Consider the following 18646-nt stretch of genomic DNA (forward strand, 5'->3'; position numbering starts at 1 on the left):
AGTGGCGGGGCGGCGTTCTTCTCCCCCGGTCACGTCCGACGGTGTCGCTACGGTGGTCGCGTCCCGTGACCGACCCGAGGAGACGCCGTGAAGCCCTGGTCCACCGAGCCCGCCGGACGTCTGGACGAGCGCGAGATCGACAGCGTCCTGCTGCGCGACAACCCCCTCGGCGACCCGTCCGTCCGCCCGCTGTGGGTGCAGGTGCCGCCGGGGTACGACGACTCCGACCGCCGCTACCCCACGATCTACCTGATCCAGGGGTACACCGGCCACGTCGCGATGTGGCACAACCGGCGCGCCTACCGGCCCACCACCCCCGAGGCCGTCGACGCGCTGCAGGCCGACCCCGACGTCCCCGACTTCCTCGCGGTCTACGTCGACGCGTGGACGCTCTACGGCGGCAGCCAGTTCGTCGACTCCTCCGGCACGGGCCGCTACCACTCCTACCTGTGCGACGAGGTCGTCCCGTGGGTCGACGACCGCTACCGCACGCTCGCCGACCGCGACCACCGCGCCATCACCGGCAAGAGCTCGGGCGGGTTCGGCGCGATGATCACGCCCATGCTGCGTCCCGACCTGTTCGGGGCGCTGGCGACCCACGCCGGCGACGCGCTCTACGAGTACCTGTACCTGCCGGAGTTCTCCCGGAGCGTCCGCGCCCTGCGCGACTACGACGGCGACATCTGGGCGTGGTGGCGCGACTTCAGCAGCCGGGTGGCCGGCACCAAGCCCGCCGACGACGTGCTGCTCATGGAGCTCGGCGTGGCGGCCTGCTTCTCCGCCGACGAGGACGGCACGGTGCGGCTGCCGTTCGACACCCGCACCGGCGTGCTCGACGAGGGGCTGTGGCAGCGCTGGCTGGAGTGGGACCCCGTCCGGATGCTGCAGCGGCCCGACCTCGCCGAGGCCATGCGCTCGCTGCGCGGCGCCTGGGTCGACGGCGGCACCAGCGACGAGTGGAACCTCGACCTCGGGGCGCAGGCGTTCGCCGACGGCCTGCTCGACGTCGGCCTCCCGGCCGACCGGCTCGCGTTCGAGCACTTCGAGGGCGGCCACGGAGGCATCGAGTACCGCTACCCCCTCGCGCTCTCCTGGCTGGCGCACCAGATGACGCCCTGAGCCTCCCGGGCGGGCCGTGAAACCGCGGTGAGTGCGCGGTGAAACCGGCGGACCGCAGAGTCCTCGGTGTCACCCCACCCACCGAGGAGGAACCATGAGCGACCACCCCGCCGTCCTGGCCGAGGGCCTGGTCAAGACCTTCGGCACCCACCGCGCCGTCGACGGCATCGACCTCGACGTCCGCCGCGGCGAGGTCTACGGCGTCCTCGGCCCCAACGGGGCCGGCAAGACCACCATGCTGTCGATGCTCGCCACGCTGCTGAGGATCGACGGCGGCCACGCCGAGGTCTTCGGCGTCGACGTCGCCTCGCGGGCCCACGAGGTCCGCCAGCTCGTCGGCGTCACCGGCCAGTACGCGTCCGTCGACGAGGGCCTCACCGCCCGGGAGAACCTCGTGCTGTTCGGCCGGCTGCTCGGCCTGCGCCGGCCCGAGGCCCGCAGCACCGCCGCCGACCTGCTGGAGACGTTCGGCCTCGAGGAGGCCGCCGACCGTCCGATCTCGCAGTTCTCCGGCGGCATGCGGCGCCGTCTCGACCTCGCCGCCAGCCTGATCCGGCGCCCGCCGCTGATCTTCCTGGACGAGCCCACCACCGGTCTCGACCCGCGCACCCGCGGGCAGATGTGGGACACCATCCGCACCCTGGTCGCGGGCGGCTCCACCGTGCTGCTCACCACGCAGTACCTCGACGAGGCCGACCAGCTCGCCGACCGCGTCGCGGTCATCGACGGCGGCCGCAAGGTCGCCGAGGGCACCCCCGACCAGCTCAAGTCGCAGGTCGGCGCGTCCAGCCTGCAGCTCCGCCTGGCCGACGACGCCCGGCTCGCCGACGCCGTCCGCGCCGTCGAGCGCGCCGTCGGCGAGGTGCCCACCGTCAGCCCCGAGCGCAGCGAGCTGAGCGTCGCGCTCGACGACGCCGACCGCGCCGCCGACGTCATCGTCGCCCTGCGCGACGCCGGCGTGGCCGTCGCGCAGCTGAGCGTCCGCAAGCCGAGCCTGGACGAGGTCTTCCTCGCCCTGACCGGCCAGCCCACCACCGACGGGGCCGACGCCCCGGCCCAGCACCTCCTGGAGACGGCCTCATGACCACCCTCGCCCCCGCCCCGCACCCCACCGCCACGCTCGACCCGAGCACCGTCCGCCCGCACCTGACGCCCGTCGAGGTGGTGAGCCAGACGCTCTCGATGGCGTGGCGCTCGACGATCAAGATGCGACGCAACCCCGAGCAGTTCTTCGACGTGACCATCCAGCCGCTGCTCTTCACGGCGATGTTCGCGTTCATCTTCGGCGGCGCGATCAGCGGCGACGTCGCCAGCTACCTGCCGATCATCATCCCCGGCATCCTGGCGCAGACCGCCCTGACCGCCTGCATGGCGACGGGCGTCCAGCTGCGCGAGGACATGGACAAGGGCGTGTTCGACCGGTTCCGGTCGCTGCCCATCGCCCGCATCTCCCCGCTCGCCGGCCCGACGGTGGCCGACCTGCTGCGCTACACCACGGCCGCCGTCCTCACCCTGACGATGGGCCTGCTGCTCGGGTACCGCCCCGGCGGCGGACCGGTCGGCGTGGTCGCCGGCATCCTGCTGGTCGTCGTCGCCGGCTGGTCGCTGGCCTGGGTCTTCACCTGGGTGGGCACCAAGGCGCGCTCGGCGCAGAGCGTCCAGGGCATCTCGATGATGATCATGTTCCCGCTGACGTTCCTGTCCAACGCGTTCGTGCCCGTAAACACGCTGCCGGGCTGGCTGGCCGCGTTCGTCAAGGTCAACCCGGTCTCGCACGTGGTCTCGGCGGTGCGCGACCTGATGAACGGCGGACAGGTGACCGGCCAGGTCGGGCTCGCGCTGCTGGGCTGCGCGGTCGTCGTCGCGGTGTTCGCGCCGCTGGCGGTGCGCAGCTACGCGACCAAGGTCTGACGGCTCAGAGCTCGGCCAGGACGTCGAGGACGTCCCGGCGGAGCTCGGGCGCGCGGCGCCCGGCGACGTCGGCGCGCAGGCGGTCGAGCAAGCCCGGCTCGGCCGCCTCGACCGGACCGGTGATCCGTGACCAGCTCATCGACGGCGACGAGCGGTTGGCGCCGAACACCTCGGCGTGGACGAGCAGCCGGGCCGCGGTGGCCGGTCCGGCGCCGCCGGGCTTGAGCTGCCAGACGGCCAGCGCGTACAGGACCAGCCCGACGATCGGGTAGTCGAGCCGTCCTGCGCGTCCCTCCACCAGCCGGGCCGCCTTGGGCACGAGGGCCGCGGCCAGCTCGCGGCCGACGGGGTCGTCGTCCAGCAGGGCGCGCGCCGACGCCGAGGACGCCTCGCCGAACACCGTCCACGGCTCGTAGCCGCGCTCGTCGGTGGCGCGCCGGCCGAGCGGACGCACGCCCCGCAGGCGGGTCATCGCCTCGTCGTACCGGCGCACCCCCTCCTCGACATCGCCCCGGGCGAGGGACAGCTCGGCCCGGCTCGCGGCCACCACGAGGGTGCTGCCGATGCCGCCCGCCACCGCGACGTCGTGCTCGAGCTCCGCGATCGCGGCCGCGGCGTCGTCCAGGCGCCCGCGGTGCAGGTCGACCAGCGCGAGCAGCGCCCGCACCTCCAGCTCGTCCTCGACGGCCCCGACCTCGCGCAGGGGCACCAGGGCGGCGCGCGCGTGACGCTCGGCCGCCTCGAGGTCGCCCACCTGCATCCAGATCGACGCGAGCTGGGCGCGCAGGCCCGCCGCCGCCGACGGCCCGTCCTCCTCGCGCCACAGCGTGAGTGCCAGCTCGAGCGACCGCGCCGCCGCCTGCGGGTCGCCCTCGTTCTCCTGGAAGTGGCCGGCCCAGCCGAGCGCCTGGAGCCGCACCAGCCGGTCGGGGTCGTCGACGAGGGCCGTCAGCGCGGCGAGGGTGTCGCGGTGCCCGGCCAGGGCGAGCACCACCCGCACCTGCGCCGAGACACGGTCGTCGGCCCCCACGGCACCGAGCTGCGCCAGCCGGTCGACCGACACCGAGCTCTCGGCGGCACCGAACAGCACGGCGTGGGTGGAGAGCGTGGCGAGCACCTCGCGCGTCGGGTCGAGCAGGTGGGGCGGCGGCTCCCAGTCGGCCAGCACGCCCTCGACCGCGGCGACCACGGAGATGACACGCTGGTGGTCGCCGACGATCGTCCAGTAGCGGCCGAGCGCCCCCACGAGCACCACGGCCGACGCGGCGTCGCCGGCGGCGAGCACCTGGCGGAGCACGTCGGCGAGGTTGGCGTCCTCCGGCCGCACCAGGCGGACGCCGTCGGCCTCGTGCGGACCGCGCAGCAGGCTCGACGCCCGCGTCGCGAGGTCGACCGCCCACCGGCGCTGGGCGTCCTCGGTCTCGGCGCTCTCGCCGGCGGCGGCGAGCTGCACGCGCCCGAACTCGCGGACCGTCTCGAGCATCCGGTAGCGCAGGCCGTCCGGGCCCTCCGCGACGTCGAGGAGGGACTGGTCGACGAGCTGCGCGACGGCGTCCAGCGGGTCGTCGACGGTGCCCGTGACCGCCTCGGCGCCGTCGAGGCCGAACCCGTCGTGGAAGACCGACAGCCGGCGCAGCGCACGCCGCTCGGGCTCGGCGAGGAGGTTCCAGGACCAGTCGATGACCGCGAGCAGCGTCTGGTGCCGGTCGGGTGCGCCGCGGTCGCCACCGCGGAGCAGGGCGAACCGGTCGCCGAGGCGTCGCAGCACCTCCTCGACCGACATCGCCCGCACGCGCGCGGCGGCCAGCTCGACGGCCAGCGGCAGTCCGTCCAGGTGCCCGACGAGCTCGGCGACGACCGCGTCGTCGAGCCGCACCGACGGACGCGCGGCGCGGGCGCGCTGCACGAACAGCGCCGCCGCGTCGTGGGGGGCGAGCGCACCGAGGGGGTAGACGCGCTCGGCGGCGATGCCGAGCGGCGCGCGGGTGGTGGTGAGGACGCGCAGGTCGCGGGTGGACGCCACGAGCGAGGCCACCAGGTCGGCCACCGCCTCCACGAGGTGCTCGCAGTTGTCGAGCACGAGCAGCGACGGCGCGGTGTCGAGCTGGTGGGCGATCCGGGTGCGGACGTCGGCGCGCTGCTCGGGCGTCAGCCGCGACCGTCCGCCGACGGACTCGCGGACGCCGAGCGCCGAGCCCACCTCGGCGACGACGTCGTCGGGCGAGGTGACGCCCACGAGCTCGACGACGTGCACCACCGGCTGCTCCGCGGTGCGCGCGAGCAGCTGCGCGAGGCGGGTCTTGCCCAGGCCGCCCGCGCCGACCACGGAGGTCACGCGCGAGCGGCGGACCAGCTCGCGGAGCGCGGCCACGTCGTCGTCGCGGCCCACGAGGTCGGTGGCGTCGTAGCGCAGGCCCGAGCGCACGGGGGCGTCCTGGGCGAGCAGCTCGCCGTACGTGCGCTGCAGCGCCGCGCCGGGACTGGCACCGAGCCGCTCGAGCAGCCGGGTGCGGTGCCCGTCGTAGCGCGCGAGCGCCGCGGCGTGACCGCGGACGACGGCCTCGCTGCGCAGCAGGCAGTCGAGCAGCTCCTCGTCGTCCGGACGCTGGGCGGCGGCCCGCTCGAGCACGGCGAGGGCGGCGGCGTGGTCGCCCGCACGGCTCGCGGCCATCGCGCCGACGAGCGACGCCTCGGCGCGCAGCGACTCCGACCGGCGACGCACCGACGCCAGCGCCCCGTCGGCGCCCGGTGCGCCGGGACCACCCAGCGCGAGGGCGGCGTCGGCGGCGCGCACGGCGTCGTCGTGACGCCCCGCGGCGTAGGCGGCACGCGCGTCGGCGACGAGGTCGGCCTGCGCGAGCGCGTCCACGTCCGCCCGGGCGACGCCGAGGCGGTAGCCGGTCGGGGTGCGCTCGACGACGTCGGCGGCGGTGGCGGCACGCACCCGCGACACGAGCACCTGCAGCGCCTTGGTGGGGTGCGCGGGTCGGTCGTCGGCCCACACCTCCTCGACCAGGCGCTCCACCGACGGGCCCCGCGGCTCCTCGGCGAGAGCGGCGAGCAGGGCCTGCGGACGTTCGCCGACGACCACCTCACCCTGCCAGCGCACCCCGTCGAGGAGCGTCAGGGCGGCGGGCACCCGGCCAGCATAGGAGCGGTCGCCGTCGGCGCAGGGAATCGGTGTCGGGGGGCGGTGGTTGTCACCAGGTGAAGGCACACCGACCGCACCGGAAGGACTCCCCGTGAGCACCACCACCCTGACCGCCGACCGCTTCATGGAGACCATCGAGGGCGACGGCATCGTGCTCGTGGACTTCTGGGCCGAGTGGTGCGGACCGTGCCGCCAGTTCGGCCCGGTGTTCGAGGCCGCCTCGGAGCAGCACGCCGACATCACCTTCGCCAAGGTCGACACCGAGGCCGAGCAGCAGCTCGCCGGCAGCCTCGGCATCTCCTCGATCCCCACGCTGATGGCGTTCCGCGACGGCGTCTGCCTGTTCAACGAGGCGGGCGCGCTGCCGGCCCCGTCGCTCGAGCAGCTGATCGGCGCCGTGCGCGAGGTCGACATGGTCGACGTCCACCGCCAGGTCGAGGCGCAGAAGGCCGCCGAGGGCGACGACGCCGCTCAGGCCTGACGCCGGTCCGCTCCTGCGGGCAGACTGGTCCCATGGACCCGGTGGCGGCACTGCGCGAGATCGGCTTCTGGATGGAGCGCGCCCGCGCCGACACCCACCGGGTCCAGGCCTACCGGCGCGCGGCCGACGTCGTCGAGGCGCTGGACGCCGACGAGCGGTCCGCGCTGGAGACGTCGCGGCAGTGGAAGGACCTGCCGGGCATCGGCCCGAGCACGGCCAAGGCGATCAGCCAGGCCGTCGCGGGCCGCGTGCCCGACAAGCTGGCGACCGTCCGCGACGAGGCCGAGCCCATCGGGCCCGAGGGCGCCGACCTGCGCGCGGCCCTCAAGGGCGACCTGCACACGCACTCGGACTGGTCCGACGGCGGCAGCCCGATCGCCGAGATGATGCGCACCGCCGCGTCCCTCGGCCACGAGTACTGCGCGCTCACCGACCACTCCCCCCGCCTGACCGTCGCCAACGGCCTGTCGCCGGAGCGGCTGCGCCGTCAGCTGGACGTGGTGGCCGGGCTGAACGCCGAGCTCGCGCCGTTCCGCGTGCTCACCGGCATCGAGGTCGACATCCTCGACGACGGCTCGCTCGACCAGGAGGCCGAGCTGCTCGAGCGGCTCGACGTCGTGGTGGCGAGCGTCCACTCCAAGCTCAAGGCCGACTCCGACACGATGACCCGCCGGATGGTGACCGCCGCGGCCAACCCGCACGTCGACGTCCTCGGGCACTGCACCGGGCGGCTCGTGGAGGGCGGACGCGGCACCCGTCCGGAGTCGGCGTTCGACGCCGAGATGGTGTTCGAGGCGTGCGCCCGCTTCGACACCGCCGTCGAGATCAACAGCCGTCCGGAGCGTCGCGACCCCCCGATGCGCCTGATCGAGCTGGCCCGCGACACCGGCTGCCTGTTCTCGATCGACACCGACGCCCACGCCCCCGGCCAGCTGGACTTCCTCGGCTACGGCTGCGCCCGCGCCACGCAGGCCGGCCTCGGCCCCGACCGCGTCGTCAACGCGTGGTCCGCCGACGACCTGCTCGCCTGGACCGCCGAGCACCGCACCGCCCTCTGACCCCGGGGCGAGTGCTCGTCGAGTTCCGCCTCAGCTACCTGTCGGGGTCGCCGACAGGTAACTGAGCCGGAAGTCAACGCCGGACGGCGGGGACTCAGAGGCCGAGGTGGCGGCGGGTGAAGTCGTTGACGAAGACGCCGTCGGGGTCGCTCTTGCGGACGAGGGCGACGAGGTCGTCCATGCGCGGGTAGGAGGCGGCGACGTCGGCGGGGTCGAGGGAGAAGACCTTGCCCCAGTGGGGACGCGGCGAGAACGGCGCGATGGCCTCCTCGACGGCGGCGACGACGGGCATGACGCGGGCGGCGTCGTCGGTCCAGGTGAAGTGCAGGGCGACGGCGTCGCGCTGGTGGGTCGGGCTGATCCACAGGTCGTCGGCGGCGACGGTGCGGATCTCGTGCACGAGCAGCACCCCGGGGAACAGGTGCGCCACGGCGCGCAGCGCCCGGACGGCCTCGGGCCCGTGCTCGCGGGGCACCAGGTACTCGGACTGGATCTCGTCGCCGCTGCTCGGCGTGAACGCGAGGCGGAAGTGCGGCAGCCGCTCGTTCCACGGCCCGGGGACGCCGAGCTGCTGGGTGGCCGCGCTGGGGTCGATGCCGGTGATCGCGTGCTGGGCGGTGGTGGCCAGCGTGCCGCCCCACCGCTCGGGCTCGGCGGGGCCGTCGCCGACGACGTCCACGCGCGACTTCACCCAGACCTTCTCGAGCACGTCCGGGCGCGACCAGTCGGTGAACGCGCTGACGCTGTAGCCGGCGGCCATCACCTCGGCCATCTGCTCGACGTAGGTCTCGAGCGGGACGTCGAGCCAGACGTCCTGACGCACGTCGAACGCGGGCTGGGTGCGCACCGTCAGGCGCGTCATGACGCCCAGCGAGCCGAGCGCGAGCACGGCTCCGCCGAAGACGTCGGGGTCGTCGGCCCGGGTGAGCGTGACGAGCTCGCCGTCGGCGGTGACCAGCTCGACGCCCTCGACGGCCGTCGAGAGGTTGCCCAGGGCGTCGCCCGACCCGTGGGTGCCCGTGGCGACGGCGCCGGCCAGCGAGATGTGGGGCAGCGAGCCCAGGTTGTGCAGGGCGCGCCCCCAGGACGTCAGCTCGGCCGCGACCTCCCCGAAGTGCCGTCCGGCGGCGACGGTGACCAGCTCGCCGCCGGGCTCGACGACGCTGGGCAGGTCCAGCCCGCGGACGGTGACGAGCGCGGCGTCGGAGTCGGCCACCGTCGAGAAGGAGTGGCCGGAGCCGAGGACGCGCAGCCGGCGGGCGTCGGCCACGACCTGTTGCAGCTGCTCGACCGTCGTCGGCCGGTGCAGGACGTCGGTGGAGAACGTGACGTTCCCCGCCCAGTTGGTGAGCATGTGAGACCCCTCCGCGTCGGCCCGTCCCAGACGGGTGGGGCGACGCAATCCTAGGGGTCGGACCAAGCCCCTGACCCACCTGGAGGAGGTCGCCGGAGGTGGTGGTGAAGATCACGATCACCGATGGAGCCAAAGCGGTCGTCGTGTCGTTCACTGGGGTGACGACACCGCACCGTGCACCCCACCTGAGGACTTGATGAACCGACTGTTCGCGCGCGCCGACCACGACGATCCCGCGTCCCTGCAGACGGGCTACCTGCTGACGCTGACGTCGACCGCCGCGATCATCCTCGCCTCGTTCTTCCGCCCGTCGCACGTGCTGTCGATCCTCGCCCTGGTCCTCGCCACCGTGGGCATCGCGGCCGGTCTGGTCTGCCACGTGACGGTGCGTCGGGCCCACGTGCACCGCAACGCCCGGCACCGCGCCTGGGCCGACTCGGAGAGGACGGGGCTGACCGAGTTCCGCGCCGACCTGCTGTCGCGCGAGCACGCCGTCGACGAGCTCGACCGCTCGTGGGGCCTGCCGCTCGGCGTGAGCTTCGCGCTCGTGCTGTCGGCGATGATCGTCCCGTGGGAGATGCTCGCCCCGCTCGCCCCGGCGTCGGACGTCGACCTGCTCACCACGTGCTGGCTCGTCGTGTCGCTCAGCGGCGCCCTGGTCGCCGCCGTGCTGTCCGCCGTCGCCGGCGTCCGGTCCGAGACGACCTCCCTGCCCCAGCTGGAGCACGAGGACGCCTGACGCCGCGCGTCAGCGGGCAGGGCCCGCCGGCGGGTAGGGCGTCACCAGCTGGTCGACCGGCGCGAAGTCGTCGGTGAGCACGCGGGCGTCGCCGGCGAAGTCGGCGACCTCGGCGCCCGTGCGCACCGTGTAGGGGGTGCTGCGTCCGTCGAGGCGCGCCTGCAGCGCGTCGGCGTCGAGCTCGCGGTCCGAGGCCAGCACCACCACGTTGCCGCCGCGGTCGCCGTCGAGGGTGTCGGGGTTCGCCGTGACGACCACGTGGTCGAACACCGAGGCCAGCGTGGCCACCTCGGCGCGGGCGAAGTCCATCGGCCCGTAGTCGATCAGGTTGACCGCGTAGACGCCGTCGTCCACCAGGACGCGGTGCACCGCGCGGGCCGTCTCCTGCGTGGTGAGGTGCCAGGGCACGGCGACGCCGCCGAACGCGTCGCCGACGACGAGGTCGCGGCTCGTGTCGGTGAGCCGCTCGATGCCGCGGCGGCCGTCCTCGACGCGGACGTCGATGCCTTCGCCCGTCGTCAGCCCGAGGCGGTCGCGGTCGATCCCGACGACGCCGGCGTCGATCTCCGAGACCAGGCTGCGGGTGCCGGGGCGCACCTCGTCGAGGTAGCGCGGCAGCGTCAGCCCGCCGCCGCCCACGTGGTAAGCCCGCAGCGCCTGCCCGGACGGCCACGCGGTGTCGGTGAGCGAGGCCACCGCCTGCACGTAGTCGAAGTCGAGGAACGTCGGGTCCTCGAGGTCGACGTAGGAGTGCCGCAGGGTGTCGAGCTCGAGGATGCGCCCGCTGGGACGCTCGGGGTCGGCGACCACCCGCGCGCAGTGGTAGGTGGTCTCGACGTCGCAGTCGCCGGGGGCCAGGGCCGACGCCGTCGCGCCGATCAGCGTCACGACCACCGGCGCCACCGCACCGCGCCAGCCGCGCGTCCCGATGCCGACGGCGACCGCCCCCACCAGCAGGACGATGCCGAGCGCCACCAGGATCGCGGTGACGGGCACCGCGGCGACGAACACGAACCCGGTGAGGACCGTGCCGACGATGGCACCGGTGGTCCCGACGCCGGACAGGCGTCCGACGACCGAGCCCGTCTCGTCGAGCGTGGTCAGCCGCAGCTTGGTGACCATCGGCGTCACGGCCGACAGCAGCGCGCCGGGCACCAGGATGGTCAGCGCCGCGACCCCCAGCACCGAGGTCTGGTCGCCGCCCCGGGCCAGCTCACCGGTGGTGCGGACGAGGAACGGGGTCGCGACGACCACGGCGCCGGAGACCGCCAGGAGCGGCGCGAGCGTGCGGCGCGGCGGGACGAGGTCGGCGAACCGTCCCCCGGCCCACGAGCCGAAGGCGATCGCGGCCAGCGCGATGCCGATCACCAGGGTGTTGGTCTGCAGCGTGAGCCCGAGGTACGGGGCGAGCAGCCGCAGGGCCACCAGCTCGACGACGAGGACGGCCGCCGACGAGCCGAAGACGAGCGCGTGGGCGGCGACGGGTCCGAGCGACTCGGCAGGGCGGGGTGGGTCCTGGCTCACCCGGTGATCCTGCCACCGGGTGGGTGGGCACCCGACGCGGGCGTCTCAGGGGCAGGGCAGGAAGGGACGGAGCGGGTCGAACGCGCGCCCGACCTCCTCGGCGACGACGTTGCGGCCCTGGCGTGCGACGTCCACGAGCGAGGGGTTCGCGACCTGCCCGAAGACCGCCCTCCCCAGCAGCTGCAGGAAGATCTCCAGGCAGTCCGCGACGTCGTCGACCGAGCGGGGGTCGTCGCCCACGTCCACCCGGAGCTCCACCAGACCGCTGCGGTCGCGCTCGGCGAGCAGGTCGCACGGCAGGGAGCGGGAGGACAGGAGCTGCCTGAACCCGGACGCCTGGCCGGCCGACAGCGTCAGCACCACCTGCGTCGACGGCCCCTGCAGCGGGTGCACCAGCACGATCGCCGGATCGCCGTCGGGCTCGTCGTGGGAGCGCGACGGTCGGCCGTCGGGCTCGACTGTCCGGGACATCGGCGAACTCGTTTCTCGCAGCTCAAGTTCTCGGTGGATCGTGGCGCACGGGTCCGACGCCGAGAGGTCCGAGCCGCTCCGACGGCCCGAGGCGAGATCCTACGTCGTCGCGGGCGCGGAGACCATGGCCGACGTCACCACGGCGGTGCGGTCCGGGCGCAGGTCGACCCGCTGCGGCCGCAGACCGGCCCGTGCCGCCGCGTCGGTCGCGGCCCGCACCTGCGTGCGGCCCATCTCCAGGAGCAGGACCCCCCGGGGCGAGAGCCAGCCCGGAGCGAGGTCGAGAAGGCGTCGGACGACGTCGAGCCCGTCGTCGCCCGCCGCGAGCGCCGCGCCGGGCTCGTGGTCGCGCGCCTCGGCGGGCAGCAGGCCCACGTCGCCCGCCGGCACGTACGGCGGCACCGCGGCGACGACGTCGAGACGGCCCCGCAGGGTCGGGGGCACCGCGTCGAACAGGTCACCCGACGCCACCAGCGTGGTGCGCAGGTTCGAGGACGCGACCGGCACGCACCGCGGGTCGACGTCGGTGGCGACGACCACGGCGGCGACGTCGGCGCGCTCGACCGACGCGGCGACGGGCGCCGCACCGCAGCACAGCTCGACGAAGACCGCCTGCGGGCGGGCCCGGCACGCGGCGACGGCGAGCGAGGCCAGCAGCGCGGTGCGCTGGCGGGGGACGAACAACCCCGGCCCGACGTGGAGGTCGAGGCCTCCCAGGGTGACGCTCCGCAGGATCTGCTCGAGCGGCTCCCCGGCCGCCCGGCGACCGACCACCTCGGCGGGCTCGACCTCCGGGTGCCGCAGCACCTGGTCGGCCTCCTCCTCGGCGAACGCGCAGCCGACCTCGCGAAGGGCGAGCACGAGGTCGTCCCGCGTCATGGGACCAGGATGGGTCAGGAGACCTCGCGCTGCTGCAGGAGGTCCTGGCGCTCGTGGGTGGTCAGACCGCCCCAGACGCCGAACGGCTCCTGGACCGACAGGGCGTGCTCGCGGCACGCGTCGACGACGGGGCAGCGCGCGCAGAACGACTTGGCGGCGCTCTCACGTGCACGGCGACGCGGGCCGCGCTCGAACTCGGGCGAGAAGAAGGTCTCGGGGTCGGCGTCGTTGCAGGCGCCCTCATACTGCCACTCGTAGCTGTCCTGGATGGGGGACGGGAGTCGCGTGAGGTTCGCCATGGTGGTCCTTGTCGCCGGGGTGAAGTTCGTCGAAATCTATTCAGAACCTACTCAGAACTTGTTCGTCTGGCAAGACCGTGAACAGGTTTCGTCCCAACGACCGGTCGTGGGACGCGCCGACGCCCCCACCAACCGGGGTCGATGAGGCCGTCGGCGAGGGTCGGGGCGGACCGCTCAGGCACCGTCGCGGGGCGTCGTCCGCGCGGTCCCGTCCTCCTGGAGCTGCATCGCACCGGTCATGATGGCGACCGCCTCGGACATCGTGTGCGACGACGGCGTGATGACGCCGGCGCAGCGCCCGAGCCGCTGGATGTGGATGCGGTCGGCCACCTCGAACACGTGCGGCATGTTGTGGCTGATCAGGATGACCGGCAGCCCGCGGTCGCGCAGACCCTTGATCATCGCCAGCACCTGGTTGCCCTCCTTCACGCCCAGGGCCGCGGTCGGCTCGTCGAGGACGACGACCTTGCTCCCGAACGCCGCCGCTCGCGCGACGGCCACCGCCTGTCGCTGGCCGCCCGAGAGGCTCTCGACCGCCTCGGTCATGTTCTGGATGGTCTGGATGCCGAGCTCGGCGACGTTGCGACCCGCGGCCTCGCGCATCTCCTTCTTGTCGAGCATCCGCAGCACGCTGCCGAGGAAGCCCTTGCGCCGGATCTCCTGCCCCAGGTACAGGTTGCTGGCGATGTCGAGCGCCGGCGCGAGGGCCAGGGTCTGGTAGACGGTCTCGATGCCGGCGTCGCGCGCGTCCTGCGGGCGCTTGAACGACACCTCCTGCCCGTCGAGCCTGATCGTGCCGGTGTCGGGGACGTCGGCGCCCGTCAGGCACTTGATCAGGGTCGACTTGCCGGCGCCGTTGTCGCCGATGATCCCGAGCACCTCGCCCGGGTAGAGGTCGACGTCGACGCCGTCCAGGCCGACGACGCGGCCGAAGGTCTTGACCAGGCCGCGCGCGCTGAGGATGGGCTCCCCGGCACCCTTGCCCGACCCCGCCTCACGGGGACGCTCGATGGTGTCGCTCATGCCTTCACCTTCCTGATCCACTGGTCGATCGAGACGGCGGAGATCACCAGGAAGCCGATCGCCAGGACCCGCCACTGGTCGTCCACGCCCGCGAGCGAGAGCCCGCTCTGGAACACGCCGACGATGAGCGCACCGATCGCCGTGCCGACGACGGCACCACGGCCGCCGAACAGGCTGGTGCCGCCGATGACGACGGCGGTGATGCTCTGCAGGTTCGCGTCGACGATGGCGTTGGTCGACGCCGTGCCCGCGCGACCGATCAGCGCCCACGCGGTGATGCCGTACAGCAGGCCGGCGAACACGTACACGCTCATCAGCACCGCCCGGACCCGGATGCCGGCCAGACGGGCGCCCTCGCGGTCGTCGCCGACGGCGTAGACGTGGCGACCCCAGGCGGTCTGGCTCAGCAGGTAGTGGACCACCAGGTAGAGCACCACGACGAGCACGACGCCCGTCGTGATCCGGAACGCGCCGACCGCGAAGGTCGTGCCCGTCCAGCTCATCGTGCCGGGCATGTCGGTGGCGAGGATGGCGCGACCGCGGCTGTAGAGCAGCGCCAGCGCCGTGAAGATGCTCAGCGTGCCGAGCGTGACGATGAACGGCGGCAGCGACAGCCGCGTCACGAGGGCACCGTTGACCGCGCCGGCGGCCGTGCCCACGGCGATGCCGAGGAGGATCGCGAGCACGGGCGGGACGCCCTGGTCGGCGGTCAGCTTGGCCATGACCATCATCGACAGGATGCAGATCGCTCCCACCGACAGGTCGATGCCCGCGGTGAGGATGACCATGGTCTGGCCGACCGCGAGGGCCGCGATGATGGCGACCTGCTGCAGGACCAGCGACAGCGTCACCGGGTTGGTGAAGCGCTCGTTGAGCAGGGAGAAGACCACCGCGGAGACCACCAGGACGGCGGCGGGGCTGATGGCGGGGTGCTGGTGCAGGACGTGCTGCAGGCGCTGCAGCGGTGACTGGCGGCGCTGGGCGAACTGCTCGGCGGCGCTGGGGGGTGAGGTGGTGGTGCCGGTCGACATGGGCGTGCGCTCCTTCGTGGTGCCCGGGGGTGGTGGCGGTGGCGCGGGGGCCCGGCGGACCGGACCCCCGCGCACCGGGGTCAGCCCCAGCAGATCTTGGCGGCCTCGTCGGTGGTGATGCTCTCGACGCCGTCGGCGGGCTTGTCCGTCACGAGCTTCACGCCGGTGTCGAAGAAGTCCTTGCCCTCGGTGACCGCGGGCTTCTCGCCGCCCCGGGCGATCTTGGCGATCGCCTCGACGCCGAGCTTGGCCATCTCGAGCGGGTACTGCTGGGCGGTGGCGCCGATGACGCCGTCCTTGACCTGCTGGACGCCCTCGCAGCCGCCGTCGACCGAGACCACGATGGCGTCGGTGACGCCCGCGGCCTTCAGCGCGGAGTCCGCACCACCTGCTGCGGGCTCGTTGATGGTGTAGACGACGTTGATGTCGCCGTTCTTCTGCAGGCAGTTCTCCATCGCCGTCTTGCCCTGCTCGGCGGTGCCGTTGGTCGGCTCGTTGCAGACGATCTCGTAGTCGCCGCCGGAGTACGACCCGGTCTTGGCCTCGTCGCCGTTGACCTTGGCGTCCTTGGTGTCGATGCCCATGCCGTCCAGGAAGCCCTGGTCGCGGTTGTAGTCGACCGAGACGACCTTGTCGTTGAACAGGTCGAGCAGCGCGATCGTGGCCTTCTTCCCGCCCAGCTGCTTGGCGGCCCACTGGCCGTCGAGCTGGCCGGCGAGGAAGTTGTCGGTGGCGAACGTGATGTCGACGGTGTCGGCCGGGTCGGGCGGGGTGTCCAGGGCGATCACGAACATGCCGGCGTCGCGCGCCTTCTTGATCGCGGGGTTGACGCCGGGACCGTTGGGCGTGATCAGGATGCCGTTGTCGCCCTTGGCGATGGCGTTCTCGATGGCCTCGACCTGGCCGGCCTCGTCGCCGTCCTCCTTGCCCGCGGCGACGGTGAGGTCGACGTCGTCGGCCTTGGCCGCCTTCTTCGCGCCCTCCTGCATCGCGACGAAGAACGGGTTCACCGAGTCCTTGGTGATGAGGGTGACCGCGACGGTGTCGTTCTCGCCGACGGTGGCGCCGCCGGAGCCGGACCCTCCTCCACAGGCGCTCAGCACGAGCGTGGCGCAGGCGGCGGTGGCGAGCAGGGCGCTCACGCGGCGTCGTCGGGGGGTGAGGTACATGGTGCTCCTTGGTCCGGGGTGTGGCCGCGCTGGGGGGTGACGCGGTGACATCGATGTCAGTATGGTGTGGCTCACACCCCGGTCTGTCAACGACTTCGCGAAAAGAGGACGAGCCGTGCAACGACGCTCCGTGACCATGCGCGAGGTCGCCGTCCACGCGGGCGTCAGCACCAAGACCGTGTCGCGCGTGGTGAACGGCGAGGCGAACGTGTCGCCGTCGGTGGTCGCCCGGGTCACCGCGTCGCTGGCGTCGCTCGACTACCGACCCAACATCGCCGCGGGCAGCCTGCGTCGGGGCCAGACCCGGTCGATCGGCGTGCTGCTCCAGGACGTCGCGAACGACTACTCGGCGGGCGTGCTGCGCGCGATCGACGACGTCGGCGTCCGCGAGGGCATCGCCGTGTTCGTCGCGAGCCTGGACGAGGAGCCCGACCGGGAGCGCGAGCTCGCGGCGAGCCTGGTCTCGCGACGCGTCGACGGGCTCGTCCTGATGCCGGCCACCGACGACCAGTCGTACCTGGGCTCGGACCTCGAGCGCGGGCTCGCCGTGGTCGTCGTCGACCGTGAGCCCTGCAACCTCGGGGTCGACGCCGTCCTCACCGACAGCTTCGGCGGCGCCCGGGCGGCCGTCCACCACCTCGTCGACCACGGCCACCGCCGCATCGGCCTGCTCGTCGACAGCGCCGGGCTGTGGACGTCGGACCAGCGGCGGGCGGGGTACGCCGCCGCCCTGAGGGAGCGGGGCCTCGAGGTCGACGAGCGCCTCGTGCGGGTCGGCGTCCGGTCGGCCGAGCAGGCCGCGAGGGCCACCGTCGACCTCCTCGGTGGGGACGCACCGCCCACCGCGCTCTTCGCGGGTCGCAACGTCTTCGCGGAGGGGGCGGTGCGCGCCCTGCGCCGCCTCGACCTGACCCGCTCGGTGGCCCTCGTCGGCTTCGACGACTTCCCCCTCGCCGACCTGCTCGACCCGGGCGTCACCGTCGTCCACCAGAGCACCGGGGCGATCGGTCGCACGGCGGCGGAGTACCTCGTCGGGCGCGTCCGGGGGCACGACGGGCCCCCGCGCCACACCGTCCTGCCCACGACGATCGTCGCGCGCGGGAGCGGCGAGATCCCGGCACATCGGACAGGCCGAGACTGACACCGATGTCAGGCCCGTCGGGCCCACCGGCCCCCGACGCAGCGACGCCCCCACCGGTGGTGGGGGCGTCGTGGTGCTGCGGGGTGGTGCCGGTCAGGCCCGGTGTCCGCCGCCGCCCGGCGTGGCGGGAGGCCGAGGGTCTGCCGCGGTGCTGCCCCCGGTGGCCTCGGCCGCGCCCACGTGGGGCTCGACCGGGATGCCGTCGTCGACCTGGTGGTCGACGCGGGTGGTGTCGGCGTCGGCGCGACGTGCCCCCGGCGTGACGGACGGGTCGTCGTCGCGCACCGGTCCGGCGTGCCGGTCGGCATCGGGACGACCGGCGTCCTGACGGTCGGCGTCGTGACGGTCGGCCTGACGGTCGGCGTCGTGACGCTCGGCGTCCGCGCCGTCGGCGTCGCGGCCGTCCGAGCCACCCTTGCGGCGCCGGGTGTCGACGTCGGGGTCGAGCTCGTCGGCCTTGCGCAGGTGCTCGCGCTGCTCGCGGCGGAGCTCCTCGGCCTCGGTGCCGCGCGTGCGGGCGTCGGCCTCGAGCTTCTGGGCGCGGGCGTTCTTCTCGTCGGCCTCGGCGCGGGCGCCGCGGGCCTTGGCCTCGACCTCGGCGGCCTCGGCCTCCTGACGACGCAGGACGTTCTCGCGCTCCTGCGCCTCGTGCCGCATCTGCTCGGCCTGGTCGCGCCTGGCGGCCTGCTGCTTCTTGCGGGCCCCCAGCGCGGCGACCACGCCCAGGACCAGCAGGACGATGACGACCACCACGACGATGGCGATGATTGCTCCGGTGCTCATGGGTCTCCCTCCACGTGCGTCAAGGGACGAACGTAGCGTTCGTGACCTGCACCGCAACTCCGACGCGACGGGGGAACCGGACCAGAGGGCCCGGTCGCCCCGCCGATCAGCTGTCGCCGCGGCCCGTCTTGGACTGCAGACGATCGATGTGCTGGGACGCCTCGGCCTTGGTGAGCGTGGCCGGGAGGGTCTCGCCGGCCTCGCGCGCGAGGGTGTCGAGGTAGCTGCGCTGCGCGCCGGTCATGTCCTCGTCGCCGGTGACCCAGGCGTCGGGGTCCTTCTCGGTGGTGTTGGCGCCCTCGGCGGCGGCGCCGATCACGTCGCCGGACGTCTCGGTGGACGACTCGGTGGACGACTCGGTGGCGCTGTCGGTGGTGGTCTCGTCGGTGGTCTGGGGCGCGGGGCCGTCGGTGGGGGTGCTCATGGACCTCACGCTAGGCGCGCCCACCGACAGCGGCACGACGACGCGGCACGACCGAGGTTTGAGCCTGTCCGCGGCGGGGAATGGTTGCG

The 18646-nt window shown here is 73.8% G+C and carries 18 protein-coding genes; 7 read left to right on the plus strand and 11 right to left on the minus strand.

All coding sequences use genetic code 11. From position 1 onward, the window contains the following. Positions 1-87: 87 nt before the first annotated feature. The 3 genes from ACI6PP_RS06255 (at position 88) to ACI6PP_RS06265 (ending at position 3030) form a co-directional block, all read left to right on the plus strand. On the plus strand, positions 88-1119 hold the full coding sequence (locus ACI6PP_RS06255; RefSeq protein ID WP_421110024.1) for an alpha/beta hydrolase-fold protein: 1032 nt from the start codon (positions 88-90) through the stop codon (positions 1117-1119). 94 nt (positions 1120-1213) lie between these two features. Then, on the plus strand, positions 1214-2203 hold the full coding sequence (locus ACI6PP_RS06260; RefSeq protein WP_421110025.1) for an ATP-binding cassette domain-containing protein: 990 nt from the start codon (positions 1214-1216) through the stop codon (positions 2201-2203). Continuing rightward, positions 2200-3030: an ABC transporter permease gene (locus tag ACI6PP_RS06265; protein WP_421110026.1), complete on the plus strand. Its 831-nt coding sequence runs from the start codon at positions 2200-2202 to the stop codon at positions 3028-3030. Before ACI6PP_RS06260 ends, ACI6PP_RS06265 begins: the two co-directional genes overlap by 4 nt. Positions 3031-3034: 4 nt before the next feature. On the opposite strand, the gene ACI6PP_RS06270 is transcribed toward ACI6PP_RS06265, so the two are convergent. Beyond that, the gene (locus ACI6PP_RS06270) at positions 3035-6169 is read right to left on the minus strand and encodes an ATP-binding protein (protein WP_421110027.1); all 3135 of its coding nucleotides are present in this window, start codon (positions 6167-6169) and stop codon (positions 3035-3037) included. Between the two features lie 103 nt (positions 6170-6272). On the opposite strand from ACI6PP_RS06270, the gene trxA reads away from it, so the two are divergent. Beyond that, entirely contained in the window at positions 6273-6662 is a 390-nt protein-coding gene (trxA, locus tag ACI6PP_RS06275; protein WP_421110029.1) for a thioredoxin, read from the plus strand. A gap of 32 nt (positions 6663-6694) precedes the next feature. Next, positions 6695-7720, plus strand: a complete 1026-nt coding sequence (locus ACI6PP_RS06280) for a PHP domain-containing protein (RefSeq protein WP_421110031.1) — start codon at positions 6695-6697, stop codon at positions 7718-7720. Positions 7721-7814: 94 nt separating this feature from the next. Here the strand turns inward: ACI6PP_RS06280 and ACI6PP_RS06285 are convergent, their stop codons facing one another. Next, on the minus strand, positions 7815-9074 hold the full coding sequence (locus ACI6PP_RS06285; RefSeq protein ID WP_421110032.1) for a D-arabinono-1,4-lactone oxidase: 1260 nt from the start codon (positions 9072-9074) through the stop codon (positions 7815-7817). A gap of 196 nt (positions 9075-9270) precedes the next feature. Between ACI6PP_RS06285 and ACI6PP_RS06290 the strand changes: the two genes are divergently transcribed. Then, a complete protein-coding gene (locus ACI6PP_RS06290) occupies positions 9271-9813 on the plus strand; it encodes a hypothetical protein (RefSeq protein WP_421110033.1) in 543 nt (180 codons plus the stop codon). 9 nt (positions 9814-9822) lie between these two features. On the opposite strand, the gene ACI6PP_RS06295 is transcribed toward ACI6PP_RS06290, so the two are convergent. From ACI6PP_RS06295 to ACI6PP_RS06325, 7 genes are all read right to left on the minus strand, one after another. After that, on the minus strand, positions 9823-11337 hold the full coding sequence (locus ACI6PP_RS06295; protein ID WP_421110035.1) for a fused MFS/spermidine synthase: 1515 nt from the start codon (positions 11335-11337) through the stop codon (positions 9823-9825). A 45-nt stretch (positions 11338-11382) separates the two neighbouring features. Then, complete coding sequence (locus tag ACI6PP_RS06300; RefSeq protein ID WP_421110036.1) at positions 11383-11808, minus strand: hypothetical protein; 426 nt, start codon at positions 11806-11808, stop codon at positions 11383-11385. A 99-nt stretch (positions 11809-11907) separates the two neighbouring features. After that, on the minus strand, positions 11908-12687 hold the full coding sequence (locus tag ACI6PP_RS06305; protein ID WP_421110038.1) for a class I SAM-dependent methyltransferase: 780 nt from the start codon (positions 12685-12687) through the stop codon (positions 11908-11910). A 14-nt stretch (positions 12688-12701) separates the two neighbouring features. Beyond that, complete coding sequence (locus tag ACI6PP_RS06310; RefSeq protein ID WP_421110040.1) at positions 12702-12986, minus strand: WhiB family transcriptional regulator; 285 nt, start codon at positions 12984-12986, stop codon at positions 12702-12704. A 174-nt stretch (positions 12987-13160) separates the two neighbouring features. Then, a complete protein-coding gene (locus ACI6PP_RS06315; RefSeq protein ID WP_421110042.1) occupies positions 13161-14009 on the minus strand; it encodes an ATP-binding cassette domain-containing protein in 849 nt (282 codons plus the stop codon). Further along, positions 14006-15040: an ABC transporter permease gene (locus tag ACI6PP_RS06320; RefSeq protein ID WP_421110043.1), complete on the minus strand. Its 1035-nt coding sequence runs from the start codon at positions 15038-15040 to the stop codon at positions 14006-14008. The genes ACI6PP_RS06315 and ACI6PP_RS06320 overlap by 4 nt, the downstream gene beginning before the upstream one ends. 80 nt (positions 15041-15120) lie before the next feature. Beyond that, positions 15121-16209 (minus strand): substrate-binding domain-containing protein, encoded by a 1089-nt coding sequence (locus ACI6PP_RS06325; RefSeq protein WP_421110045.1) that lies wholly within the window; start codon positions 16207-16209, stop codon positions 15121-15123. A gap of 115 nt (positions 16210-16324) precedes the next feature. On the opposite strand from ACI6PP_RS06325, the gene ACI6PP_RS06330 reads away from it, so the two are divergent. Further along, positions 16325-17350 (plus strand): LacI family DNA-binding transcriptional regulator, encoded by a 1026-nt coding sequence (locus tag ACI6PP_RS06330; protein ID WP_421110047.1) that lies wholly within the window; start codon positions 16325-16327, stop codon positions 17348-17350. Positions 17351-17443: 93 nt separating this feature from the next. Here ACI6PP_RS06330 and ACI6PP_RS06335 read toward each other — a convergent pair whose 3' ends face one another. Then, complete coding sequence (locus tag ACI6PP_RS06335; RefSeq protein ID WP_421110049.1) at positions 17444-18133, minus strand: hypothetical protein; 690 nt, start codon at positions 18131-18133, stop codon at positions 17444-17446. Between the two features lie 106 nt (positions 18134-18239). Continuing rightward, positions 18240-18557, minus strand: a complete 318-nt coding sequence (locus ACI6PP_RS06340; protein ID WP_421110051.1) for a DUF3072 domain-containing protein — start codon at positions 18555-18557, stop codon at positions 18240-18242. Positions 18558-18646: the final 89 nt, after the last annotated feature.

This window comes from Solicola agrisoli (genome assembly GCF_049059935.1).
GTDB lineage: Bacteria > Actinomycetota > Actinomycetes > Propionibacteriales > Nocardioidaceae > JAURVT01.